Origin of the sequence: Microbacterium sp. Root61 (assembly GCF_001427525.1) — a bacterium.
Taxonomy (GTDB): Bacteria; Actinomycetota; Actinomycetes; order Actinomycetales; family Microbacteriaceae; genus Microbacterium.
On sequence record NZ_LMGU01000001.1, the window covers coordinates 2,849,692 to 2,873,255 of the forward strand.

A 23,564-nucleotide genomic window follows, 5' to 3' on the forward strand; every position below is an offset into this window, starting at 1 on the left:
GACAAACCTGGGCCGCGGCATCCGTCGTGGCCATCGAAAAGGAGAGAACACATGGCACGTGCTGTTGGAATCGACCTCGGTACGACGAACTCCGTCGTGGCCGTGCTCGAGGGCGGCGAGCCCAAGGTCATCGCGAACGCGGAAGGCTTCCGCACGACGCCGTCCGTCGTGGCCTTCACGAAGGATGGCGAGGTGCTGGTCGGTGAGACCGCCAAGCGCCAGGCCGTCACCAACGTCGACCGCACCGTCGCGAGCGTCAAGCGCCACATGGGCACGAACTGGACGTTCGACGTCGACACGAAGAAGTACACGCCGCAGGAGATCTCGGCGCGCATCCTCGGCAAGCTGAAGCACGACGCGGAGGAGTACCTCGGCGACGCAGTGACCGACGCGGTCATCACGGTCCCCGCCTACTTCAACGACGCCGAGCGTCAGGCCACCAAGGAAGCCGGTGAGATCGCGGGCCTCAACGTCCTGCGCATCATCAACGAGCCCACCGCCGCGGCCCTCGCATACGGCCTCGACAAGGGCAAGGAAGACGAGCTCATCCTGGTCTTCGACCTCGGTGGCGGAACGTTCGACGTCTCCCTCCTCGAGGTGGGCAAGGACGACGACTTCTCCACGATCCAGGTGCGCTCCACCGCCGGTGACAACCGCCTCGGTGGCGACGACTGGGACCAGCGCCTCGTCGAGTACTTCATCAAGCAGTTCAAGGACACCACCGGTGTCGATGTCTCGGGTGACAAGATCGCCCTCCAGCGCCTCAAGGAGGCCTCGGAGCAGGCGAAGAAGGAGCTCTCCAGCTCCGCGTCGACCAGCGTCAACCTGCCCTACCTCTCCCTGACGGAGAACGGACCGGTCTCGCTGTCCGAGACGATCACGCGCGCGAAGTTCGAGGACCTCACCAAGGACCTCCTGGACCGCACCAAGAAGCCGTTCGAGGATGTCATCCGCGAAGCCGGCATCAAGGTCGCCGACATCGACCACGTTGTGCTCGTGGGTGGTTCCACCCGCATGCCCGCCGTCGCCGAGCTCGTCAAGCAGGAGACCGGCAAGGACGCGAACAAGGGCGTCAACCCGGACGAGGTCGTCGCCGTCGGCGCCGCCCTGCAGGCCGGTGTGCTGCGCGGTGAGCGCAAGGACGTGCTGCTGATCGACGTCACCCCCCTGAGCCTCGGAATCGAGACCAAGGGTGGCATCATGACCAAGCTCATCGAGCGCAACACGGCCATCCCGACCAAGCGGAGCGAGACCTTCACGACCGCCGACGACAACCAGCCGTCGGTCGCGATCCAGGTCTTCCAGGGCGAGCGTGACTTCACGCGCGACAACAAGCCGCTCGGCACGTTCGAGCTGACCGGCATCGCGCCGGCGCCCCGCGGCATCCCGCAGGTCGAGGTCACCTTCGACATCGACGCGAACGGCATCGTGCACGTGTCCGCCAAGGACAAGGGCACCGGCAAGGAGCAGTCGATGACCATCACCGGCGGTTCGTCGCTGGCGAAGGAAGACATCGAGCGCATGGTGCGCGAGGCCGAGGAGCACGCAGCCGAGGACAAGAAGCGCCGTGAGTCGGCCGAGGTCCGCAACCAGGCCGAGACCCTCTCGTACTCGATCGACAAGCTGATCAAGGACAACGAGGACAAGCTGCCCGTGGACGTGAAGGAATCGGTCCAGGCCGATGTCGACGCGCTCAAGACGGCGCTGGCCGGCGATGACGACGACGCGGTCAAGGCCGCGTTCGACACGCTGAACCAGAGCCAGGGCAAGCTGGGCGAGGCCATCTACGCCGCATCCCAGTCTGCCGGCGAGCCCGGCGACCCGACGGTCACCGACCCGGGCAACGGCGAAGTGCCGAACCCTGAGGAAGATGTCATCGACGCCGAGGTCGTCGAGGACGAAGACGAGAAGAAGTAGGAAACTCATGACGGACAAGAACTTCGAAGAGCCCCACGGCGACGAGGTTCCGTCCGGTGACGAGGGGTCGGAGGCATTTGCCTCCGACCCCGCGTCGCAGGAGGAACTCACGATCGACGACATTCTGGGGACCACGCAGAACGCGGATGCCGCGGCGGAGGACGCCGTGCTGGCCGACCTCGAGTCGACCCTGCTCAACGACCTCAAGCGCCTGCAGGCCGAATACGCCAACTACCGTCGTCGCACGGAGGAGCAGCGACAGGTCGAGATCGAGCGCGCCAAGGGCGAGGCCGCAAAGGGCCTCATCCCGGTGCTGGATGACCTCGACCGCGCCGCGAAGCACGGTGACCTCGAGGACGGCACGCCGTTCTCCGTGATCGCCGAGAAGCTGCGCGCGCTCGCCGAGCGTCTCGGGGTCGTCGCCTACGGCGAGGCCGGCGAAGCGTTCGACCCGCAGCAGCACGAGGCGATCTTCCAGGCGCCGACTCCTGGTGTGACCGAATCGACGATCCTCGAGGTGGTCGAGACCGGGTATCGCCTCGGCTCCGTGGAGCTGCGGCCCGCGAAGGTCGTCGTCGCGGTTCCCGTCGACTGACGCCGGAAGGAGCACGCATGGCGAGTCAGGACTGGTTCGACAAGGACTTCTACAAGGTCCTCGGTGTTTCCAAGGGCGTCAGCGAGGCCGATCTCAAGAAGACGTACCGCAAGCTCGCGCGTAAGTACCACCCCGACTCCAACCACGGGGACGCGCAGGCCGAGGCCACGTTCAAGGAGATCAGCGAGGCCTACTCGGTGCTGTCCGATCCGGAGCAGCGAACCGAGTACGACCAGATCCGCGCGATGGGCTCGGGTGCACGCTTCACCTCCGGCGGCCAAGGCGCCGGCTTCGAGGATGTGTTCAGCAGGTTCGGGCAGGGGCGTGGCGCTCGCACGCAGAGCCCCGAGGACTTCGACGACATCTTCTCGATGTTCAATCAGGGCGGGAGCTTCGGCTCCGGTGGATTCGGCCAGACCAGCGGAGGATTCCGCGGGTACGGCGGACCGACGCGCGGCGCGGATGTCACCGCGCGCACGACGATCGACTTCATCACCGCCACGAAGGGCGAGACCATCACGCTGCAGGGCGAGGATGGCAAGCCCTTCAAGGTGAAGATCCCCGCGGGGGTCGCCGATGGCCAGAAGATCCGGCTGCGCGGTCGCGGGCGCCCGTCGCCCGACGGCGGCGAGAACGGCGACATCGTCGTGCAGATCACGGTGCGGCCGCATCCGGTGTTCACCCGTGACGGTCTCAACCTTCGGGTGACCGTCCCGGTGACCTTCACCGAGGCGGCGCTCGGCGCGACGATCGAGGTGCCCACGCTGGGTGCCGACCCGGTCAAGCTCCGGGTCGCTCCGGGGACGCCGTCCGGACGCGTGCTGCGCGTCAAAGGCCGCGGGGTGCAGACCACCAAGGGCACGGGCGACCTCCTCGCCGAGGTGCAGGTGGCTGTGCCGTCGCACCTGGACGACGAGGCCCGCGCGGCGCTCGAGCGGTTCCAGGAGCTCGAGCCCAAGGAGAATCCGCGCGCTGAGCTGATGACGAAGGCGCGGGGCTAGCAGTATGAGCAGGAACGCAGGAAGAGATCGCGGCCGGACCCCGGATTCGGGGACACCGGCGGCATCCTTCCTGCGTTCGTGCACGTTCGGACACGAAAGGACGGGTGGGACGAATGGCTGAGCACGATCAACTGGACGAGAACTCCCCGATCTTCGCGATCGCGGCGGCCGCGGAGCTCGCGGGTATGCACCCGCAGACGCTCCGTCAGTACGACCGGCTCGGACTGGTCGTCCCCGCCCGCACGCAGGGCGGATCGCGCCGGTACTCGCTGCGGCACGTGCAACAGCTGCGCGAGGTGGGGCGCCTGTCGAACGACGGGATGAGCCTGCCCGCGATCGCGCGCATCCTCGAGCTCGAAGAGCATGTGCGCGAGCTGCGCTTCCGGGTGCGCGACCTCGAGGCGCGCGTGCAGGCCGAGCTCGAGAACCGGCCCGGGGCCCGCGTGTTCGCAGCCGAATCCAGCGGCGCCGTCGTCTCCCTCCGCCACGGCACGCGCCTGCGGCGCACCCGCGACGTCGTCCTCTGGCGTCCGCGCCACTCGCTCTCCGCGGGTGAGGATGCCGCGACCGAGACCGACCCGGACGACTGACTCCGCGGCATCCGCTCCTTCGGCGCGCGTGCCGACACGGATGACCCACCCGGCCGTCGGGCCGTACGGGCACAGACAGCGACGCACGGGGTCTTTTCTCGCGACGACGCATGTGGTTCAGTGAGCCATGAGCAATGGTGCGCCCGAAGTCGTGCCCTTCAACGGCAGACTGGCGATCCTCCTCGCGATGGCGATGTTCGTCCTCGTCGTGGACACGTCACTGATGAACGTCTCCATCTCGGCGGTCGTCCACGACATCGGCACGACCGCCAGCGGAGTGCAGGGCGCGATCGCGCTCGAGGCGCTCGTCTCCGCCGCGTTCATCCTCATCGGCGGCAAGACCGGTGACCTCATCGGGCGCAAGCTCGCCTACATCCTGGGACTCCTCGCGTACGCGGTGGGCGCGATCGCGATGACGCTCGCGCAGAATCTGACGTCGATCATCGTGTTCTGGGCGATCATCGGCGGAATCGGAGCGTCGCTGCTGCTGCCCGCGATGCAGTCGCTCATCCACGGCAACTTCGAGGGTGCGCAACAGAAGCGCGTCTATGCGCTGGTCGGGGCATCCGCCGCCATCGCGGCCGCGGTCGGTCCCCTTCTCGGCGGCTTCATCACCACCTTCCTCTCGTGGCGCGTGGGCTTTCTGCTGGAGGCGGTGATCATCGCCGTGGTCCTCGCGGGGATCGGCCTCGTGAAGGACGTGAAGTACACCGGTTCCCGCGTCGTGGACTGGGTGGGTGCCGCGCTGTCGGTCGTCGGCATGGGCGGCATCGTCCTCGGCATCCTGGTGTGGCAGGAAGGCGGCGGATACGTCGGCCTGCTCATCGGCCTGGGGGTCGCGGCGCTGCTCGGGCTGGCGTGGTGGCTGCGCAGCCGCAAGCGTCGGGCGAAGGCGACCCTGATCGACCCCGACCTCTTCCGTTCCAAGGTGTTCCAGTCGGGCGTGAGCGGTCAGCTGCTGCAGCAGATCGCGCTCGGCGGCACGATGATCGTGCTCCCGCTGTACCTGCAGATGGTGCTCGGGTACAACGCCCTGCTGGCCGGCCTGTCGATCGCTCCGCTCTCCCTCAGCATGTTCTTCGTCGCGATCCTGGCGGGCCGGCGCGGAAAGGGGCGTGCGGCCAACATCATCCTGCTCGGGTTCATCCTGCTGGTCGTCGGGCTCGTCATCCTCCTCCCGATCGTGCCCCGCGCCGACTCGGGCTGGTGGCTGACCATTCCGCTGATCATCGCCGGAGCGGGGCTCGGTCTGCTCGTGTCGCAGCTGAACAACTACACGCTCTCGCCGATCTCGAACGAGCGGGTCAGTGAGGCGGCCGGCGTCAACTCCGCCGCCGGCTCGTTCGGGCTCTCCTTCGGTCTCGCCTTCGCGGGCGCGATCATGCTCGCCACGCTCGCGTTCACCTTCACGGCCCGCGCCGAGGCGAGCACGGTCCTCAGCCCCGCCGAACAGCAGACGGTCGCGGTGGCCCTCGAAGAGGACGCGCAGCTGATGTCGACCACCCAGCTGGAGGATGTCGTTGCCGGACAGCCCGAAGATGTCCAGGACGAGATCATCGCGATCAACGAGCAGTCGCGGCCGCTGGCACTTCAGATCGCCCTCTTCATCCCGATCCTCGCCGGGCTCGTGGGCATCGGAAACGCACTGCGGATGCGGCGACTGCCGGATCCGGCGCCGTCGGACTCCGCGGAAACCACCCTCGGCTGAACGCCGGGGCTACCGGAGCCGCGCACGCGGGGCGATCGTCGGCGTGCCGTCGGCCGGGTCGGGGAACACGCGGGCATCGATGTCGAACACGTCGCGCATCAGCGCGTCGGTGAGGATGTCGCCGGGTACACCCTGCGCCTGGATCTCTCCGTCCCGCATCACCACGAGCCGGTCGCTGTAGCGTGCCGCAAGGCTCAGGTCGTGCAGCACCATGAGCACGGTGCGCCCCTGGTCGCTGGACAGCCCGCGCACCGTCTCGAGGATCCCGACCGAGTGCGAGATGTCGAGGTGTGTCGTGGGCTCGTCCAGCAGCATCAGCGGCGTCTCCTGCGCGAGGCACATCGCGATCCAGGCGCGCTGGCGCTGTCCGCCCGAGAGCTCGTCCAATGGGCGGGTGGCGAAGGAGGCGACGTCCATCGTCTGCATCGCCTGCAGCACGATCGACTCGTCGTGCGCGGTCCACTGCCGGTACCAGCGCTGGTGCGGCTGTCGACCGCGCGCCACCAGGTCGGCAACCGTCAGGCCGTCGGGTGCGACCGCCGATTGCGGCAGCATCGACAGACGCACGGCCAGTTCGCGCGGGGTGAGGGACGTCAAGGGGATGCCGTCGAGTTCGATCGTTCCCGCCATCGGCCTGGACAGTCCGGCGATCGCCCGCAGCAGCGTGGACTTGCCGCTGCCGTTCGGCCCGATGATCGTGGTGACCCGGCCGCGCTCGATCTGGAGATCGGCCGAGGCGACGATCACGTGACGGCCGTAGCCGATGCGCAGACCGGTGGCGTTCAGAGCAGCGCTCATGCGCTCGTCCTCCTGACGTAGTGGAACAGCAAGGCGATGAGAACGGGCCCGCCGACCAAGGATGTGATCACACCGACGGGCAGCTCGACGGGAAGCCAGCGGGTGGACAGGTCGGCGGTGGAGACCAGCAGCGCGCCGAACAGTCCGGCGGCGAACACGGGCGGACCGTCGGTGCCGAACAGGCGCAAGGCGACCTGCGGTGCAACGAACGCGACGAACCCGATCGGACCGACGACGGCGGTCGCGAACGACACGAGCGCGACGGCCACGAGGAGGAGCGCCGCCTGGGCCGGTCCGGTGCGCGTGCCGATCGCGCGTGCGACCTCCGGTCCGAGGCGCAGCGTCGCGACCGGCCGGGCGAGCGCCGCGATGGCGACCAGCGCCGTGACGCACACGATTCCGACGAATGCGACGTCGCTCCATGTCGCCCCGACGATCGACCCGGTGAGCCAGCGGGTCGCCACCGCGGCGTCCTCGAGCTCTGCGCGCAGCAGCATCCATTCGGTGAGCGCCGCAGCCAGCGCCGTCACTCCGATGCCCGTCAGCACCAGACGCAATGGATCCAGGCCGCGCCGCCAGGACAGGCCGACGATGAGCGCCGTCACCGCGAGCCCGCCGATGAGAGCGGCGATCGGAACCGCGACGGATGCAGCGACCCCGACGAGTGGGCTCGTGATCACCGCGACCGCGGCCACGCCGGCACCTGCGCTGACGCCGAGGATGTCGGGGCTCGCGAGGGGGTTGCGGGTCAATGACTGGGTGATGCCGCCGGCGGCGCCGAACGCGAACCCCACCAGCGCCGCGAGGAGTGCGCGAGTCAGCCGCTTGCCGGTGATCAGGGTCTCCACCTTGTCACCGACGCCGGTCAGGGCCGCCCACACGCGATCGAGAGACAGGCCGATCGTGCCGGTGGTGACCGCCACGATGAGCACGATGAGAAGGGCGATGCACACGAAGGCGCCGATGAGGAGATAGCGCGGGCGCAGCACGCCGGATCCCGGGCCGACGGCCCACCCCGGCCGCCCGGGAACGATCGCGGGCTGCACCGGCCACAGGGCGCGCGCCGTCACAGTCTCACCAGCTTGGGTCGCGCGACGATGGCGATGAGCACGGGTGCGCCGACGACGGCCAGCACGAATCCGACGGGGAGCTCGCCGGACGGCACCGCCACGCGGCCGACGACGTCGGCCAGCAGCAGGAGCACTGCTCCGACGAGGGCTGCGAGCGGGATGAGCCAGGTGTAGCGCGGGCCGGTGGCGCCGCGCACGGCATAGGGGGCGACGAGCCCGAGGAAGGCGATCGGCCCGCACGCGGCGGTGGCGGCCGCGGCGAGGACGGTGATGCCGAGCACTCCGACGATGCGGATCCCGGCGACTCGGTTGCCGAGACTGCGGGCGACGTCGTCGCCCAGCCCGAGAGCAGTGACGCCCGGACCGTTCGATACGGCGAGCACCAGACCCACCGCGATGAGCGCCAGGATGAACGGCATCGCCTCGGGCGGCCGGCCGGCGAGGGACCCGACCGCCCAATGGCGCAGCACGTCGAGTGTCTGCTTGTCCAGCAGCACGACCGCTGTGGTCGCCGACGCCAGCAGCGCACCCAGGGCGGCCCCGGTGAGGGCGAGTGTGACGGGAGTGCCTCGCGCACGACCCGACCACGCGATGGCGACCACGATGGCGGTGGCAGCGAACGCGCCGACGAGCGCCGCGAGCACCGTCGCGAGTGCGGAATCGACGCCGAACGCGAAGGTCAGCATGACGACCCCGAACGCGGCTCCGGCGTTCACCCCGAACAGGCCCGGTTCGGCCAACGGGTTGCGGGTGTGGCCCTGCATGAGCGCGCCTGCGGCGCCGAGAGCGAGTCCGACGGCGAGTCCGAGGATCGTGCGGGGCAGGCGTTGAGTGCGGATGACGGTGGCTTCGGGGGAGATCGCGTCGGCGAACAGGGCGCCCCACACTTCGGCCGGCGGGATGCGGTTCGACCCGACGAGGAGGCTGGCCGCGGTCGCGACGATCAACGCGAGGGACACGATCGCGAGCGCGAGAAGGGGCCGCGCGGCGCCGGCGGCGGGGTGTGACGCGGTCGACTTGACGGGCCTCATTTAGGTAAGGCTATGCTAACTGTGCTCGGCTGTGCCAATCGAGCGACAGCCTCGCGCGGACGCAATGAAACAACCAGTACACGACATCGGAGTGACCTTCATGCCTGACAATCGCTTGCTCTCCCGCGGTGGACGCCGCCCCTGGATCGCCGCCGTCGCGGCAGCCGCCGTGGCCTTCGCACTCGCCGGATGCGCCGGCCAGGCCCCCGTGGCGGAGGAGACCAGCAGCGCGCCGACCGTCGACATCGACGCGGACTTCTTCTTCCAGGAGGGCGACATCCCCGCCGATCCCGAGCGTGTCGTGGTGCTGTGGCGCACCGGCTCCTCGCTCGCCGAGCTCGGTGTCGTGCCGGTCGGTGCTCTGGAGGGCGAGCTGTCCGAGAACGAGCTCACGCCCGAGCAGTTCGCCCCGGTGTCCGACGTTCCCGTGGTCGGCACCTACGAAGGCGTCGACATCGAGAAGATCATCGAGCTGGACCCCGACCTGATCATCGGCATGGACAACGGGGGATTGAGCATCGACTACGAAGAGCTCGCGGAGCTCTTCCCCGTGGCGATCCTCTCCATCGCCGAGCCCACGGACGTGTGGCGCAACTACGAGACGGTGGCTCAATTGGTCGGCAAGAGCGCCGACTTCACCACGCAGCACGAAGCGCTGACCGAACGACTCGATGCGCTGAACGCCGAGTACGGCGATGAGCTCGGCGCGACGCAGTCGACGATCCTGGGCGGCCTCGAGGGCCAGATCTGGGTCGACACGAGCAAGTCGCTCGCCTATGACCGGCTGACGGCGGCGGGCTTCGGCTACAACCCCGCGTACACCGACAACCCGGAGCGGTACGTGGAGGAACTCACCCGCGAGAACATCCCGACCCTGGCAGATCAGGACATCATCTTCTTCGACGCCGAGCTCGACGGCAGCACCCCCGCTGACGTGCAGGCCATCCTCGACGAGCCCGCCTTCCAGGAGCTCCCGGCCGTCGTCGCCGGGCACCTGTATCCGATCCGCGGCGCCACGGTCTACACGTTCACCGCGGCGAACCTGCAGGTCGACGATCTCGCCGCTGCGGCGAAGGCCTTCACGGGACGCTGACGATGGGTGAGGAATCCACGACTCCGCCGCGGGCGGAGCTGCGCAATTGGCCGATCCGCATCCGCGAGCTCGATCTGGTGCATCGTGAACACGTCACGCCCCGGATGCTCCGGCTGACGCTCGGCGGGGCGAACCATGTCGGGTTCGAGAGTCATATCGCGGACGAACACGTCAAGTTGATCTTCCCCGACGAGACGGGAGATCTCCGGGTGCCGACGCAGGACGGCGACGTCCTCGCCTGGCCGCGCCCGAACCCGACGACGCGGGACTACACCGTGCGCCGGTACGACTCCGAGCGGGGAGAGGTCGACCTCGACTTCGTCGTCCACAAGGGCGGACTGGCGTCGGACTGGGCGGAAAACGCTCCGCTCGGCTCGAAGATCTGGGTGGCAGGGCCACCACGCGGCGTGTTCATCCCCGATGCGTTCACCTGGCAGGCATACCTCGGGGACGAGACCGCCCTGCCTGCGATCGCGCGTCGGCTGGCCGAGCTGCCTCGGCACATCGAGGGGGTCGCGGTCATCGAGGTGCAGGACGTCGCCGAGCAGCAGCCGCTGGACCCGCCGCCCGGTTTCGCGGTCACCTGGCTGCACCGTGGCTCGGCGGCGCCGGGAACGACATCGCTGCTCGCAGACGCCGCGGGGCGGATCTCCATTCCCCGCGACGGGCGCTCGTACGTGTGGTTCGCGGGAGAGAGCGGATCGATCAAACCCCTGCGGGCATGGGCGAAGGGAGCGGGGCTCGGCAAGCACGAGTTCGACTTCGTCGGCTATTGGAAACGCGGCGCAGTGGGAGATGAGGAAGACCACCACCACGGGGTCGTGCACGCCCTCAAGCACCTTCTCCGCCTCGATCACTGACCGCGGCGCGCGACCCCTCACCGACACGGTGGGGGGTCGCTTCATGTCCGGGACCGGTGGATGATGTCGGCATGGCGACGATCGAGGATGTGCGCGCGATCGCCCTCGCTCTTCCGGAGACGTTCGAGAAGATCGAGGGTCATCGCGGCGGCGCGAGCTGGCGGGTGAAGGACGGCCTGTTCGTGTGGGAGCGCGGACCCGGCGCCACCGACCTGCGTCAGCTCGATGCCCTCGGCCGCTCGTGGCCCGAGGGCCCGGTGGTCGGCGTGCGGACCGATGGCGCAGAAGGCAAGGAGGCACTGCTCGGCACCTTCCCGGATCTGTTCTTCACGATCCCGCACTTCGACGGATACCCCGCCGTGCTCGTCATCCTCGAATCGATCGAGGTCGAGCACCTGCGCGAGGTCATCACGGACGCCTGGCTGGTGAAGGCGCCGCGCCGCCTCGCGAAGGAGTGGCTCGCGCAGCACGGCGACTCCTGACGCCCCGGGGTCGGCTGTTTTCCCTGCCGTGTCGCGCCGGATCGCTTCGGCGCGCGTTGCCGACGATTTGACGTTCCTCATGGGTATCGGTTAACTGTATTTCGTTAACGGAACACAAAGGAGTGCAAAATGGTGCCGATGCTACCCGCCCGCGCCCCGGCGCTGGGCGACCAGCTCGCTGCGGTCCTGCGCGACCTGATCGTCCGCCGCCAACTCCAGCCGGGCACGCACCTGGTCGAAGACGCGCTCGCCGCCGAGTACGACGTCAGCCGTGGTCCCGTCCGTGACGCACTCCGCCAGCTGGAATCGCAGGGTCTCGTCGAATCGCGCCGCCGCGGCTTCTTCGTGATCGGTCTCAGCCAGGACGACATCAACGATCTGTACGAGCTCCGCGAGTCGATCGAGCTCGTCGCTGTGACCCGCGCGATCTCCCAGGTCTCGGACCTGCAGATGCGCGAAGGACGCGACATCGTCGCCGAGATGATCGCCTGTGCAGACCGCGCCGATGCGGCAGGCTTCGCCGCGGCGGACATGCGCTTCCACGCGCTGCTCTATCGCGCCGGGGGGAATCGTCGCCTCCTCGATGTGTGGGACGCGTACGAGCCCGTTTTCGCCAGCCTCATGCAGCTCACTGTCGAAGAGGATGTCGACCTGCATCCGTCCGCTCACGATCACGGGCAGCTCCTCGATCTGATCGAGGAGGGCGATGCCGACAAGCTTCGTGCCGAGATGAGCGACCACCTGGACGGCGCCCGCGCGCGGATGGGTCGCGCCGTGCATGCGCTCATCCAGGACGAGTCCGGCGAGGTCGCGTCGTGACCGGTGTTGCAGAACTGACGCGACCTGTCGAGACGGTGCCCGTCGAGCCGGAGGCGCCGCGCAGGCGTCGCCGTTTCGTCGGCGTCGCCCAGTCGAAGGTCCTCCTCGTCCTCGCGATCCCGGCGCTGCTGTTCTACGGGTTCGCCGTCGTCGTTCCGGCGATCCGTGGTGGCGTGCTCGCCTTCACCAACTGGGACGGGCTCTCCCAGACGTACGACTTCATCGGCATCCAGAACTTCGTCCGGATCTTCACCACGGACAGTTCACTCGATGCACTCCGGATGACCCTCGTCTTCGCGCTGGCAGTGACGGTGCTGCAGAACCTCTTCGGGCTCCTCCTCGCCCTCGGGGTGAACAGCGGCTTGAAGTCGCAGAACTTCTTGCGTGTGCTGTTCTTCGCGCCCGTCGTGATCACGCCGGTCGTGGTGTCGTACCTGTGGAAGTTCCTGCTCACGCCCGACGGCGCGGTAAACACGGTGCTCGCGGCGATCGGGCTGGGCGACATCGCGCCCAGCTGGCTCGGCGACCCGTTCTGGGCAGCGACCTCGGTCGTCATGATGATCGTCTGGCAGCACGCCGGGTTCTCGATGGTCATCTACCTCGCTGGATTGCAGTCCATCCCGCCCGAACTCAACGAGGCGGCGGCCGTGGACGGCGCGGGAGCGTGGCGCCGGTTCTGGTCGGTCACGTGGCCGCTGCTCGCACCCGCCACCGCGATCAACCTCATGCTCACCATCATCGGTGGACTCAAGATGTTCACCGAGGTGTTCGTCCTGACCGGCGGCGGCCCCGGCGGCTCCACCGAAACGCTCTCCACGCTGCTGTACAAGTCGGCGTTCCAGTTCAGCGAGTTCGGCTACGGCATCGCGCTCGCGCTTGTCCTGGCCGTCGTCGTGGTCATCTTCTCGGTGGCGCAGCAGCGGATGTCCAAGAGGGGGAACAACTGATGTTCCGGTATTCCAAGGGGACGTTCGCGCGCGAAGTCCTGATGATGTGCATCGCGCTCGTCTTCGTCTTCCCGCTGTACGTCCTGGTGAACATGTCGCTGCGTCCCGCCAACGATGCGTCGTCGCCGCTCGTCCCGGCATCCCAGCCCACCTTCGACAACTTCATCCAGGCCTGGACCCAGGCGGGCCTCGGGTCGGCGCTGCTGAACAGCGCGATCGTCACGGTGACGAGCGTCGTCCTCATCGTCGCGATCTCCTCGATGGCCGCCTACCCGCTGGCCCGCGTGACCTCGAAGCTCTCGACGACGATGTTCTGGATCGTGCTGGTCGGCATGATGATCCCGTTCCAGGTCGCGCTCATCCCGCTGTACCAGACGATGCGCGACCTCGGCCTGCTGGGATCGCTCGCGTCGCTGATCCTCTTCTACACCGGCAGTCAGGTGCCCTTCTCGATCTTCCTCTACACCGGCTTCCTCCGCACGCTCGACCGCGACTATGAGGAGGCGGCGGCGCTGGACGGCGCCGGCACATTCCGCACGTTCACCAGCGTCGTGTTCCCGCTGCTCCGCCCGATCACCGGCACGGTGATCATCCTCAACGCGATCACGGTCTGGAACGACTTCCTCGTTCCGCTGCTCTACCTCAGCGGCACGCCGCAGCAGACTGTGACAGTCGCGCTCTACGCGTTCGTCGGGCAGTTCGTCTCGAACTGGCCGGTCGTGTTCGCAGGCCTCGTGATCACCGTCATCCCGGTTCTGCTCGCGTACTTCCTCATGCAGAAGCAGATCATCAAGGGCTTCGCCGGAGGTCTGAAGGGATGACCGTCGAGGCATACTCGCTGCGTGCCGACGGGCAGGATCGGCCGCAGGGCATCGTGCAGCATCCGTCCTTCTCGTGGCGCCTGCGCTCGTCGAGGAAGGGTGCGCGGCAGGCCGCGTACCGCATCACCGTGACCGTCAGGATGCCCGGTGCTGTCATCGCCCGAGTGTGGGATTCCGGCCGGATCGAGACGACCTCGACCACAGGTGTCCGGTACGGAGGTGCGCCGCTCGCGAGCTCGGCGGATTACGAATGGGAGCTCGAGGTCGAGGACGAGCGCGGAGAGATCTCCGCCGCGCTCGGCCATTTCGCGACCGGTATCGTGCATGCCGACGAGTGGAGCGCCGCGTGGATCGGGCGCAACCCGGTCTATCGCCACGTCGCGCTGCCTCCGCAGGACACCGACATCAGCTACACCGTCAACAAGCTTCAGCCGGTGCGGCGGTTCGTCCGCCACTTCGATCTGGATGCCGTTCCGGACACCGCGAAGGTGCACGTGTCGGCGAAGGGGATCTATCGGTTGTACGTCAACGGTCACAAGGTCGGCACCGACGAGCTCGCGCCCGGCTGGACCGAGTACCGCGACCGGATCACCTACCAGTCGTGGGACGTCAGCGGGCTGCTGCACCCCGGCCGCAACAGCATCGCGGCGCTTCTCGGCGACGGCTGGTACGTGGGGTTCATCGGAACGGATCGTCGACACCAGGCGCAGCACTACGGCAAGGAGCCCGCGCTGCTCGCCCAGCTCGTGCTGGATGACGCACGCGGCGGCCGATCGGTCATCGGAACGGATGACGCGTGGAGCGAGTCGCCGAGCGACATCCTCTACGCCGATCTGCTCATGGGCCAGTACGAGGACTCCCGCCGCGAACTGCCGGGCTGGCACCAGCCGGAACAGGACCTCGCGGACTGGTCCGACGCGGTCGTGGTCGATCGCGACACCGCTCTGCTCGTGCCCGAATCCGATCCCGGCGTGCGGGCGACCGTCCGTCTCCCCGCGGTCTCGGTCACTCCTCGCGGCGACGGCCGGCACATCGTCGACTTCGGTCAGAACCTCGTGGGCCGCGTCCGCCTGACGCTGCGCGGACTCGCCGCGGGCACCCGCGTGCAGCTCGACCACGCGGAAGTGTTGGAGGACGGCGAGCTCCACACGGCGAACCTCCGCACCGCCGAGCCGACGGACGTGTTCTGGACCAACGGTGAGGACACCCAGGTCTTCGAACCGCGCTTCACGCTGCACGGGTTCCGCTTCGCCGAGGTCCAGGGGATTCCCGGCGTCCTGCTCCCGACCGATATCGAGGCAGTGGCGCTGCACAACGACGTCGAGTTCGTGGGGGAGTTCACCTCGTCCGACCGCGCGCTGGACCGGCTCTTCCAGAACGTTTCGTGGGGGCTCCGCGGCAACTTCGTGTCGATCCCGACCGACTGCCCGCAACGCGACGAGCGGCTCGGCTGGCTGGCCGACGCACAGGTGTTCGCGCCGACCGCGCTGGCGATCGCGGATGTCGGACCGCTGCTGCGTCGTTGGCTGCACGATGTGCGGAGCGCCCAGAACGATGACGGCGCATTCCCCGACATCGCTCCGCATCTCATCCATCTGAGGGAGGGCGCACCCGCCTGGGGCGATGGTGGCGTGACGATTCCCTGGCACATCTATCGCGCCGGCGGCGACACCGCCGTTCTCGAGGAGGCCGCCGATTCGATGGTCGCCTGGGTGCGGCATATCGAGCGACACAACCCGTCGCTGATCTGGCGGACGCAGGTGGGCAACGACTACGGCGACTGGCTGCAGATCGGCGAGGAGACACGCAAGGACGTCCTGGCGACGGCCTACTTCGCGCACAGCACCGATCTCACCGTCCGGACGCTGGCGATCCTCGGTCGCACCTCCGAGGCGGAGGAGTTGGCGGAGCTGCATCGACGCATCATCCAGGTCTACCGCTCGTCGTTCATCGATGGCGACGGCACGGTGGCGGGCGACACCCAGGGCGGGTATCTGCTGACGCTGGCCTTCCGGCTCTACGCGGATGCCTCGGAACGGGACCGGATCGCCGAGAGGCTCGTCGAGGCGGTGCTCCGTCGCGATGTCTCGCTGACGACCGGATTCGTCACTGTCGGACTGCTCTGCCCCGTGCTCGCCGAGATCGGCCGCGAGGACCTCGCCTTCCGACTGCTGCACAACGACCAGTACCCGTCGTGGCTCTTCTCCGTCCGCAACGGCGCCACAACCATCTGGGAGCGATGGGACGGGTGGACGCCGGAGAACGGCTTCCAGTCGGCCCGCATGAACAGCTTCAACCACTACTCGCTCGGCTCGGTCGGCCAGTGGTTCCTGTCGGGGATCCTCGGGATCACCCAACCCGATGACTCCGCCGGGTACCGCGAGATCGCACTCGCTCCGCGTTTCGACCACCTGCTGCAGCACGCCGCCGGCGCGCTCGAGACCCCACGCGGCCGTATCGAGAGCGCGTGGATCCGGGAAGCCGACCACATCCAGTGGACGGTCACCGTGCCTCCGGGCGCGCCCGCCACCGTCGATCTCCCCGTCGCGGGGAACGAGATCACGGAAGGAGGCGAGAACGCGACGCATTCACAAGGCGTCACCCTGATGGACGGAGAGAAGAGCAGCCGACTGCGGTTGGAACCAGGAACCTACGAATTCCGGTTCCCGACCCGGTAGCACTTCTCGTCCGCCGTATTACCCGTACCGGGGGCTCCCGCCCCCTCCCTGCATTGGAGTCTATCCACCATGAATTTTCGCAGCATCGCCGCCGTCGCCGGTGTCGCCGGCGTGGCCGTCAGCCTCGCGGCCTGCTCGTCGTCGCCGTCGACGTCGGGATCCACAGAGCCGACCGATACCCTGACCATCGCCACCACCTCGAACAACCAGGCCCCGATGGAGGCCGTGATCGAGGCGTATGAGAAGAAGACCGGCGTCGAAGTCAACTTGACCGTCGCCGATACCTCTCAGTTCCAGACGACCATCCGCACCCAGCTCTCCAGCGGCACCGCACCCGACGTCTTCACCGTGTGGGCGGGCGGCGGAAACCCGGGCGCCATCAACGTGCTTCAGGGCGCCGGCTATCTCGCCGACCTCTCGGATCGCGAGTGGGTCGACACGGTCGACGAGGGAACCGCGGAGACGCTGCAGATCGATGGCAAGACCTACGGGCTTCCGTCGAAGCTCGACGCAGTCGGAACCATCTACAACGTCGGAACCCTGGACGAGCTCGGCCTCGAGGTTCCGACGACCTACACCGAACTGCTCGCGTACTGCACCGATGTGAAGGCCGCCGGCAAGGTCGCCTTCGCTCTCGGCATCCAGACCGACTGGGTCACACAGCTCATTCCATACGCACTCGTCGCCTCGACCGTCTACGCGGATGCGCCGGACTTCGACGCGAAGCTCGCCGACGGCTCGGAGACCTTCGCCGGCTCCGGCTGGGGCGACGCCTTCGACAAGTACCTCGAGATGAACGAGGCCGGATGCTTCAACGCCGACCCGCTCGGCACAGATGTCACCGCTGCGTACAACCTCGTGAACTCCGGCGAGGCCGTCGGCGTCGTGCAGGTGCTCGCTTCGTACCCGCAGATCGCCTCCACCGCGCCCGAAGGCACCGAGTTCGGGTTCTTCGCGCTGCCGGGCGACGACTCGGGCACGACCTCGATCGCACGAGGCATCGGCGTGAGCTTCGCGGTCAACGAAACCGCGAAGAACAAGGCCAACGCGCTGGACTTCATCGATTGGTTGACCACACCTGAGGCGACGAACGTTTGGTTCGGCACCGCTCCCGGACTGCCCGCACTGACCAACACCGAGGTCGAGCTCGACACCGTGATGCAGACCGCGGCCGACATCATCGCGGCCGGCAACACCGCTCCGATGCCCGACCAGGGCTGGCCGAACGCCAAGCCGCAGTCGGCGCTCTTCATCGGCACGCAGCAACTGTTCTCCGGACAGTCCGATGTGGACGGCGTGCTCCGTTCGATGGACGAGGCGTTCTCCAACTGATCGTCCTTACGCCGGGTGCGCGGTCTGCGGGCCGCGCACCCGGCTGTCCCTTCTCACTCTTCTCTGAAAGACCCACATTCATGCCCTCGCACGACATCATCACCGCCGTCCCCCTCGCCTTCGACGACGCCGGTGGCCTGGACCTGGACGGCAGCCGCGCGATCCTCGAGTACGTCGCCGCGTCGGGTGTGCAGGGCGCGCTCGTGCTCGGCACGACGGGCGAATTCCCCGCCCTGTCGATCGAGGAGCGCAACGCCGTCGCGGCACTCTCGGTCGAGGTCCTCACCGATATCCGGGTGATCGTGCACGTCGGTGCAGCGAGCCGGTTCGAGGTGTCGCAGCTCATCGCGGGCGCGCGGGCGGCGGGCGCCACCGAGATCGCCGTTCTCACCCCGTACTACCTGCCCGCTCCGACCGAGGAGGTCTTCGACTTCTTCCGGCAGGTCGCGGCCGAGGCGGAAGGCCTCGATGTCTACGTGTACATGTTCGAGGCGCGCACCGGCATCGCCGTCGATGAAGACCTCATCGTGCGCCTCGCCCAGCTTCCCGGCGTGGTCGGCGTGAAGGTCAGCGGAGAGTCGCTGGACCTCATCACGACATTCCGGTCGCGACTTCCGGAGGGCTTCCGGATCTACACCGGAGCCGATGGAGACTTCGCTCAGGCTGGTGCCGCGGGGGCGGACGGAGTGATCTCCGGTGTCGCGTCCACATTCGCCCGGCCCTTCGTCGCCATGCGCGAAGCCCTTCTCGGCGGCTCGCCGGATGCCGTCGTCGAACTGCAGGCCGACATCGACGAGGTGGTCGGTGCCGTGGACGGATCGCCCGCGAGAATGCGCGCCGGCCACCGTCTGGCCGGGCGTCGGGTCGGCGGCAGCCGGATGCCACTGCCCGAACCCGATGCCGACGTGCTCGCGCGGCTGGCGCGGGCCGTGCCTCGATTCCACTGACGATCGGCACATCTGATTGCACGAGGATCGCCCTTCCCCACAGGGGGGAGGGCGATCCTCTTTTCCGCGATTCGGGACTGAAATCGATTTCGCATGATGCTTCCATCATCGTATGGTGTGGGGAACAGATCGAGGAGGATCATGTTCCGCGCACGCACCCCGTCATCCCGTCGACTCCGGGTGGCCGCGGCCGGCTCGATCCTCGCCATCGCCGCCGTCCTCGGCGGCTGTTCGGGAGGTGCTGCCGTGACCGTGGATCCGAATCAAGACAAGCCGTTCGTCCTCACCGGGGTCTCCGGGCTGAAGGAGATCGCCCAGCTCACCGGGCCGGGGGCGATCAATGACACCGAGACCGCGGCCGTCGCGGGCACCGACCTCGGCTCGATGGTGAACGTCGGCGACCGCACCTACTTCATCTTCGGCGACACCTTCGGGGAGCGAGATCCCGAATCGATCGGCGGCCAGGGCGGAAACTGGCGCTCCAACGTATCGGCCTGGACGACCGACTCCGACCCCTCCGACGGGATCACATTCGACGGCTGGGCGCCCTCCGACGACCTCGGCTGGGCCATGCCGATGGTCGAGGGCGAGCACGACGCCAACGACGGGACCGGTGAGGTGACCAAGATCCCGACATACGGCTTCGCGGTCGGCGAGACCCTCTACATCCAGTACATGTCCGTGAAGTTCTGGGGCGAAGCGGGCGCGTGGGACGCGAACTACGCCGGTCTGGCGAAGTCCACCGACCAGGGCGAGACGTGGACGCCGTTGGAGAGCCCGCGGTGGCCGGGGGACTCGAACTTCATCCAGGTCGCCGTCGCCGAGGTGCAGGATGCGGGTGCCCCGTACCTCTACTTCTGGTCCATCCCCTCGGGCCGCTTCGGCAACGTGGAGCTCATGCGGGTGCCCGCGACGGTGGAAGCGGTGGAGGACGCCGACGCCTACAGCTACTTCGCCGGCGTCGGCGCGGACGGCGCACCCGAGTGGAGTGCCGAGATGACGGATGCCGCCACCGTGCTGGAGGGCACGATCGGAGAGCTCTCCGTGATGTGGTCCACCTACCTGGATCGGTGGATCATGACGTATTCCGACGCCGGGAACGCCTACATCCGTGAGGGCATCACCCCGTGGGGCCCGTGGGGCGACCCGATCGAGGTGGCCGGCGCATCCGAGTATCCCGGGCTGTATTCGCCCTATCTGAACCCCCGCTATGTTGCAGATGGAGGAAGGAAGATCTACTTCACCATGTCGCTGTGGGGTCCGTACAACGTCTTCTGGTTCTCGGTCGACCTCGAGAAGGCGCCGTGACCACCCTCGATCACCTTGTCGTTGTGAAATCGATACAAATCGACGCGCCCGTCAGTCCGCACCGATCGCCGCGGAATTCCGGGCTTCCTCGGGCATCTGGTCGGAGCCTGCGCGACGGGAGCGTCGCTGCGCCCGCCTCAGGCGCCGCGGTGAACGCGTTGCGTATGAAATCGATTTCGCCTAGTCTGACCCTGACGAGATCGAGGGCGATCCGCAGGTTTCCTGCGAGTGCCGGCGGCTCAGCATCGAATACCGGTCGCATGACCAGCACACAGTGACGACTCATCGCAGAGTCGTGTTCCTGAGGAGGAGCTCATGAAGAGGACTACTTCACGCGGACGGCGCATCGCCGTCGCAGTGATCGGATTGGCCAGCGTCGGTGCCATGGTCGCCGCCTGCGGCGCGAGCCCGGACACGTCCGAGTCGGGGGGTGCGACGACCATCCAGTTCTGGCACCGCACCTTCACGCCGGTCGAGAACGAGTGGTACGCCAACATCGTCAAGGAGTTCAACGCGTCGCAGGACGAGATCAAGGTCGTCGACACCGAGGTTCCCGGCGACGCGTGGGACCAGAAGATGAAGGCGGCTCAGGCCGCCGGCAAGGCCCCCGACGTCTACACGCACGCCGGCTCGATCCAGGACGGCGTGAACGCCGGCCAGCTCCACGAGCTCAACGGCATCGTGCCCGAGGATGCGCTCGCCGAGATCATCGATGCCGCCAAGCCCGTCTCCGAGATCGGTGGCAAGTACTACGCCTACCCGCTGCTGCTCGAGCCCCAGGCCGTGCTGTTCTGGAACAAGGACATGCTCTCCGCGGCAGGCCTCGACCCCGAGGTCGGTCCCGAGACGTGGGATGACCTGCTCGCCGCCTGCGCCAAGATCCAGCCGACCCTCACCGACGGCCAGTACTGCATCTCGCCGGCCTCTGACGCCGTCACCTTCGCGTGGTCGACGGTCGGTCAGCAGTTCAACTTCGCCGATCACCTCGCGCTGACGTCCGACTGGACCGCACCCGACATCGACAACGCCGGCTACCGCGGCCTGATGGAGTCCTACAAGTCGCTGTGGGACGGCGGCTACATGCCCAAGCAGGCGCTCGCCGCCTACGTCGAGGGCAAGGACTTCGGCCAGGAGAAGGTCGCCTTCAAGGTGTCCGGCTCGTGGATGATGTCCGAGATCGGCTCCGACTACCCCGACCTTCTGATGAAGACCGGCATCGGCACCTTCCCGAACTCCGCAGACGCCGACGGCCGCACCGCGACGACGCTCGGCAACTTCAAGTGGGTTGTCGACGCGAAGACCAAGAACGCCGAAGCCGCCGGAAAGTTCCTCTCCTGGGCGATCGCGGGCGACCCCGACAACCTGGTGCCCTTCTTCGTGAACACGCAGTTCACCAAGGTCTCCGTGCGCCAGTCCGTGCAGGACGCCGTCGCGGATGACGCGGCCGCCGCCGACGCACCGTGGTCCAGCATCATCACCACGCAGATCGCTCCGACGGCGATCCCCGAGCCCACCTACCCGTGGGACGTCTCGCTGGCCGTCGGCACCGCGATGGAGTCGGTGATGAAGGGCGCAGCATCCACGGATGATGCCATCAGCACCGCCGAGCAGGCGATTCAGGTGGTCATCGACCGCGACGGTCTTCCCGCCAAGGCGCCGAAGAACTAGTGCTCGATTCGTTCGGGGGCTGGCTGGTCCAGCCCCCGAACGTCCGGAACGGATGACGGGACAGGCAGTTGACGGTACAGATGGTGGGCGAGCCTCGAGCTCTGCTCGACGGTGAGATCAAGAAGGCGCAGCGTCAGCGCCGCAACAAGTACAAGTACCGTGACGACAAGGTCGCCTACTGGTTCCTGCTGCCGGTCTTGGTGCTGCTCGGCATCTTCGTGATCTGGCCCGCGATCTACGCGGTGTTCCTGTCGTTCCAGGACTGGAGCTTCTACAAGGATCCGGTCTTCGTCGGATGGAACAACTACGCCAATGTGCTGAAGGATCCGCTGTTCTGGCGGGCCATCGGCCGCGGGTTCGTGTTCGTCTTCCTGACCGTGCCGCCGATGCTCATCCTCGCGTTCTTCTTCGCGAGCCTCGTCGTCAGCGTCTCGCGCCGCTTCGCGAGCACGCTCAAGGTCAGCATCTACATCCCGACGATCATCTCCGGTGTCATCACGTCGATCATCTTCATCCTCATCTACGACTACTCCGGCGGCCTGCTGAACTGGGCGCTGGCGCCGTTCGGCGTCGAGCCCATCGCCTGGCTCGGCGATCCCGCGTGGGCGCTCGTCGCCATCGCCGTGCCGGCGATCTGGCTCGGCATGGGGCTCACCTCGCTCATCATGGTGGCCGCAATGGTCGACATCCCCACCGAGTACTACGAGGCGGCGGCCATGGAAGGCGCCAACTGGTGGCAGAAGACCTTCTTCATCACGCTGCCCCAGATGAAGAACATCCTGCTGTACCTGCTGATCACCGGCTTCGTCGCCGCGATCCAGCAGTTCGAGCTTCCGTTGGTCATGACCCAGGGCGGGCCGCTGGATTCCACGACCCTGCCGAACCTGTTCATCTTCAATCACTTCCGCAACGACATCAACGTCGGGTACTCGATCGCGGCGGCGCTCCTGCTGTTCGTCGTCCTCGGCTCGATCTCCGCGCTGATCTTCAAATTCGTCAACTCCGAGAGGCTGGTGGACTGATGGCCCGGGCCCAGGAGTTCGAAACCGCACGACGCGCGCAGCACGACCTGAAGTGGTGGCTGTACGGGATCGGCAAGGTCGTCGTCGGCATCGTCTTCCTGCTCGCGGCGCTGTTCCCGCTGGCGTGGATGGTCATCGCCGGCTTCAAGGCGAAGACCGAGGTCATCTCGACGCCGTTCCAGTTCTTCCCCGACGTGTGGCTGTGGCAGAACTACGTCCAGATCCTCGCGGATCCGGCGTTCCTCACGACGTTCGCATGGACGCTGCTCGGGGCCGTCCTGTTCACCCTGATCGCGCTGACGGTGAACTCGCTCGCGGCCTATGCCTTCGCGCGACTGGAGTTCCGGTTCAAGCGCACGCTGTGGGTCATCGTCATCACGACCCTGTTCATCCCCGGCATGACGATCCTGCTCACGAGCTTCATCGTCGTCACGCGCCTCGAGATGCTCGACACCCTCGCCGTCCTGGTGATCCCCGGTGCCGCCAGCGCCGGCATGGTGTTCTTCATCCGGCAGTTCTACCTGAGCATCCCGGCCTCCCTCGAGGAGGCGGCCATGCTGGACGGCTGCAACCGGCTCTCCATCTTCTGGCGCCTGTTCGTGCCGCTGTCCAAGCCTCCGTTCGTCGTGATGGGCATCACCGCGTTCCTGGCGTACTGGAACTCCTACGTGTGGCCGATCCTGACGATCACGAGCCCGGAGAGGTACGTCGTCCAGCAGTATCTGGCGACCTTCCGCTCCGAGCGCAGCACGGAGCTGGGTCTGCTGATGGCCGGATCGGTGCTCGCGGCAGCACCGGTGGTCATCATCTTCCTCATCTTCCAGCGCCAGATCATCGGCAACATCAAGATGGCGGGCCTCAAGTAGCGATCCGGTAA

General features: G+C 67.4%; 21 protein-coding genes. 18 read left to right on the forward strand and 3 right to left on the reverse strand.

The features are described 5' to 3' along the window. Positions 1–51 precede the first annotated feature (51 nt). From dnaK to ASD65_RS13510, 5 genes are all read left to right on the forward strand, one after another. Positions 52–1,917, forward strand: coding sequence for a molecular chaperone DnaK (dnaK, locus tag ASD65_RS13490; RefSeq protein ID WP_056223461.1), 1,866 nt, complete (start codon positions 52–54; stop codon positions 1,915–1,917). A 7-nt stretch (positions 1,918–1,924) separates the two neighbouring features. Beyond that, positions 1,925–2,512 carry a nucleotide exchange factor GrpE gene (locus ASD65_RS13495; RefSeq protein WP_056223463.1) on the forward strand — a complete coding sequence of 196 codons (588 nt, stop codon included), beginning with the start codon at positions 1,925–1,927 and terminating at the stop codon, positions 2,510–2,512. Between the two features lie 17 nt (positions 2,513–2,529). Continuing rightward, complete coding sequence (locus ASD65_RS13500) at positions 2,530–3,513, forward strand: DnaJ C-terminal domain-containing protein (protein WP_056223464.1); 984 nt, start codon at positions 2,530–2,532, stop codon at positions 3,511–3,513. Between the two features lie 113 nt (positions 3,514–3,626). Then, the gene (locus tag ASD65_RS13505) at positions 3,627–4,103 is read left to right on the forward strand and encodes a heat shock protein transcriptional repressor HspR (RefSeq protein WP_056223466.1); all 477 of its coding nucleotides are present in this window, start codon (positions 3,627–3,629) and stop codon (positions 4,101–4,103) included. A 127-nt stretch (positions 4,104–4,230) separates the two neighbouring features. Continuing rightward, the gene (locus tag ASD65_RS13510) at positions 4,231–5,811 is read left to right on the forward strand and encodes an MFS transporter (RefSeq protein ID WP_056223468.1); all 1,581 of its coding nucleotides are present in this window, start codon (positions 4,231–4,233) and stop codon (positions 5,809–5,811) included. 9 nt (positions 5,812–5,820) lie between these two features. Here ASD65_RS13510 and ASD65_RS13515 read toward each other — a convergent pair whose 3' ends face one another. From ASD65_RS13515 to ASD65_RS13525, 3 genes are read right to left on the reverse strand one after another with little or no spacing between them, the layout of a single operon-like run. Continuing rightward, entirely contained in the window at positions 5,821–6,609 is a 789-nt protein-coding gene (locus tag ASD65_RS13515; protein WP_056223470.1) for an ABC transporter ATP-binding protein, read from the reverse strand. Then, positions 6,606–7,679 carry a FecCD family ABC transporter permease gene (locus ASD65_RS13520; RefSeq protein WP_200948672.1) on the reverse strand — a complete coding sequence of 358 codons (1,074 nt, stop codon included), beginning with the start codon at positions 7,677–7,679 and terminating at the stop codon, positions 6,606–6,608. Before ASD65_RS13520 ends, ASD65_RS13515 begins: the two co-directional genes overlap by 4 nt. Further along, positions 7,676–8,710, reverse strand: coding sequence for a FecCD family ABC transporter permease (locus ASD65_RS13525; protein ID WP_056223472.1), 1,035 nt, complete (start codon positions 8,708–8,710; stop codon positions 7,676–7,678). Before ASD65_RS13525 ends, ASD65_RS13520 begins: the two co-directional genes overlap by 4 nt. A 100-nt stretch (positions 8,711–8,810) precedes the next feature. Between ASD65_RS13525 and ASD65_RS13530 the strand changes: the two genes are divergently transcribed. The 13 genes from ASD65_RS13530 to ASD65_RS13590 all read left to right on the forward strand — a co-directional run bounded on the left by ASD65_RS13530 (position 8,811) and on the right by ASD65_RS13590 (position 23,553). Continuing rightward, positions 8,811–9,803 carry an ABC transporter substrate-binding protein gene (locus ASD65_RS13530; RefSeq protein WP_162248507.1) on the forward strand — a complete coding sequence of 331 codons (993 nt, stop codon included), beginning with the start codon at positions 8,811–8,813 and terminating at the stop codon, positions 9,801–9,803. Positions 9,804–9,805: 2 nt separating this feature from the next. After that, a complete protein-coding gene (locus ASD65_RS13535; protein ID WP_056223476.1) occupies positions 9,806–10,663 on the forward strand; it encodes a siderophore-interacting protein in 858 nt (285 codons plus the stop codon). 71 nt (positions 10,664–10,734) lie between these two features. Next, positions 10,735–11,145, forward strand: a complete 411-nt coding sequence (locus ASD65_RS13540; RefSeq protein ID WP_056223478.1) for an MmcQ/YjbR family DNA-binding protein — start codon at positions 10,735–10,737, stop codon at positions 11,143–11,145. Positions 11,146–11,274: 129 nt separating this feature from the next. Next, entirely contained in the window at positions 11,275–11,964 is a 690-nt protein-coding gene (locus ASD65_RS13545) for a GntR family transcriptional regulator (RefSeq protein ID WP_056223480.1), read from the forward strand. Further along, positions 11,961–12,911 carry a carbohydrate ABC transporter permease gene (locus ASD65_RS13550; protein WP_056223482.1) on the forward strand — a complete coding sequence of 317 codons (951 nt, stop codon included), beginning with the start codon at positions 11,961–11,963 and terminating at the stop codon, positions 12,909–12,911. Before ASD65_RS13545 ends, ASD65_RS13550 begins: the two co-directional genes overlap by 4 nt. Further along, positions 12,911–13,732 (forward strand): carbohydrate ABC transporter permease, encoded by an 822-nt coding sequence (locus ASD65_RS13555; RefSeq protein ID WP_056223484.1) that lies wholly within the window; start codon positions 12,911–12,913, stop codon positions 13,730–13,732. Before ASD65_RS13550 ends, ASD65_RS13555 begins: the two co-directional genes overlap by 1 nt. Beyond that, on the forward strand, positions 13,729–16,410 hold the full coding sequence (locus tag ASD65_RS13560; RefSeq protein WP_056223487.1) for an alpha-L-rhamnosidase: 2,682 nt from the start codon (positions 13,729–13,731) through the stop codon (positions 16,408–16,410). The genes ASD65_RS13555 and ASD65_RS13560 overlap by 4 nt, the downstream gene beginning before the upstream one ends. Before the next feature lie 69 nt (positions 16,411–16,479). Beyond that, the gene (locus ASD65_RS13565) at positions 16,480–17,742 is read left to right on the forward strand and encodes an ABC transporter substrate-binding protein (RefSeq protein ID WP_056223489.1); all 1,263 of its coding nucleotides are present in this window, start codon (positions 16,480–16,482) and stop codon (positions 17,740–17,742) included. An 80-nt stretch (positions 17,743–17,822) separates the two neighbouring features. Next, complete coding sequence (locus ASD65_RS13570) at positions 17,823–18,689, forward strand: dihydrodipicolinate synthase family protein (RefSeq protein ID WP_056223491.1); 867 nt, start codon at positions 17,823–17,825, stop codon at positions 18,687–18,689. A gap of 141 nt (positions 18,690–18,830) precedes the next feature. Beyond that, positions 18,831–19,997: a DUF4185 domain-containing protein gene (locus ASD65_RS13575; RefSeq protein ID WP_056223493.1), complete on the forward strand. Its 1,167-nt coding sequence runs from the start codon at positions 18,831–18,833 to the stop codon at positions 19,995–19,997. A 315-nt stretch (positions 19,998–20,312) separates the two neighbouring features. After that, positions 20,313–21,665: an ABC transporter substrate-binding protein gene (locus ASD65_RS13580; RefSeq protein ID WP_056223495.1), complete on the forward strand. Its 1,353-nt coding sequence runs from the start codon at positions 20,313–20,315 to the stop codon at positions 21,663–21,665. Positions 21,666–21,748: 83 nt separating this feature from the next. Next, positions 21,749–22,687 carry a carbohydrate ABC transporter permease gene (locus ASD65_RS13585; RefSeq protein ID WP_235566716.1) on the forward strand — a complete coding sequence of 313 codons (939 nt, stop codon included), beginning with the start codon at positions 21,749–21,751 and terminating at the stop codon, positions 22,685–22,687. Continuing rightward, complete coding sequence (locus ASD65_RS13590) at positions 22,687–23,553, forward strand: carbohydrate ABC transporter permease (RefSeq protein WP_056223498.1); 867 nt, start codon at positions 22,687–22,689, stop codon at positions 23,551–23,553. Before ASD65_RS13585 ends, ASD65_RS13590 begins: the two co-directional genes overlap by 1 nt. Positions 23,554–23,564: the final 11 nt, after the last annotated feature.

Excerpts from the sequence above, each read along its gene's own strand:
- ASD65_RS13510 (WP_056223468.1), top strand. The coding sequence starts at position 4,231 with ATGAGCAATGGTGCGCCCGAAGTCGTGCCCTTCAACGGCAGACTGGCG.
- ASD65_RS13555 (WP_056223484.1), top strand. The coding sequence starts at position 12,911 with ATGTTCCGGTATTCCAAGGGGACGTTCGCGCGCGAAGTCCTGATGATG.
- ASD65_RS13560 (WP_056223487.1), top strand. The coding sequence starts at position 13,729 with ATGACCGTCGAGGCATACTCGCTGCGTGCCGACGGGCAGGATCGGCCG.
- ASD65_RS13515 (WP_056223470.1), bottom strand. The coding sequence starts at position 6,609 with ATGAGCGCTGCTCTGAACGCCACCGGTCTGCGCATCGGCTACGGCCGT.
- ASD65_RS13545 (WP_056223480.1), top strand. The coding sequence starts at position 11,275 with ATGGTGCCGATGCTACCCGCCCGCGCCCCGGCGCTGGGCGACCAGCTC.
- ASD65_RS13505 (WP_056223466.1), top strand. The coding sequence starts at position 3,627 with ATGGCTGAGCACGATCAACTGGACGAGAACTCCCCGATCTTCGCGATC.
- ASD65_RS13565 (WP_056223489.1), top strand. The coding sequence starts at position 16,480 with ATGAATTTTCGCAGCATCGCCGCCGTCGCCGGTGTCGCCGGCGTGGCC.
- ASD65_RS13535 (WP_056223476.1), top strand. The coding sequence starts at position 9,806 with ATGGGTGAGGAATCCACGACTCCGCCGCGGGCGGAGCTGCGCAATTGG.
- ASD65_RS13580 (WP_056223495.1), top strand. The coding sequence starts at position 20,313 with ATGAAGAGGACTACTTCACGCGGACGGCGCATCGCCGTCGCAGTGATC.
- ASD65_RS13500 (WP_056223464.1), top strand. The coding sequence starts at position 2,530 with ATGGCGAGTCAGGACTGGTTCGACAAGGACTTCTACAAGGTCCTCGGT.
- ASD65_RS13570 (WP_056223491.1), top strand. The coding sequence starts at position 17,823 with ATGCCCTCGCACGACATCATCACCGCCGTCCCCCTCGCCTTCGACGAC.
- ASD65_RS13495 (WP_056223463.1), top strand. The coding sequence starts at position 1,925 with ATGACGGACAAGAACTTCGAAGAGCCCCACGGCGACGAGGTTCCGTCC.
- ASD65_RS13590 (WP_056223498.1), top strand. The coding sequence starts at position 22,687 with ATGGCCCGGGCCCAGGAGTTCGAAACCGCACGACGCGCGCAGCACGAC.
- ASD65_RS13530 (WP_162248507.1), top strand. The coding sequence starts at position 8,811 with ATGCCTGACAATCGCTTGCTCTCCCGCGGTGGACGCCGCCCCTGGATC.
- ASD65_RS13540 (WP_056223478.1), top strand. The coding sequence starts at position 10,735 with ATGGCGACGATCGAGGATGTGCGCGCGATCGCCCTCGCTCTTCCGGAG.
- ASD65_RS13575 (WP_056223493.1), top strand. The coding sequence starts at position 18,831 with ATGTTCCGCGCACGCACCCCGTCATCCCGTCGACTCCGGGTGGCCGCG.
- dnaK (WP_056223461.1), top strand. The coding sequence starts at position 52 with ATGGCACGTGCTGTTGGAATCGACCTCGGTACGACGAACTCCGTCGTG.
- ASD65_RS13525 (WP_056223472.1), bottom strand. The coding sequence starts at position 8,710 with ATGAGGCCCGTCAAGTCGACCGCGTCACACCCCGCCGCCGGCGCCGCG.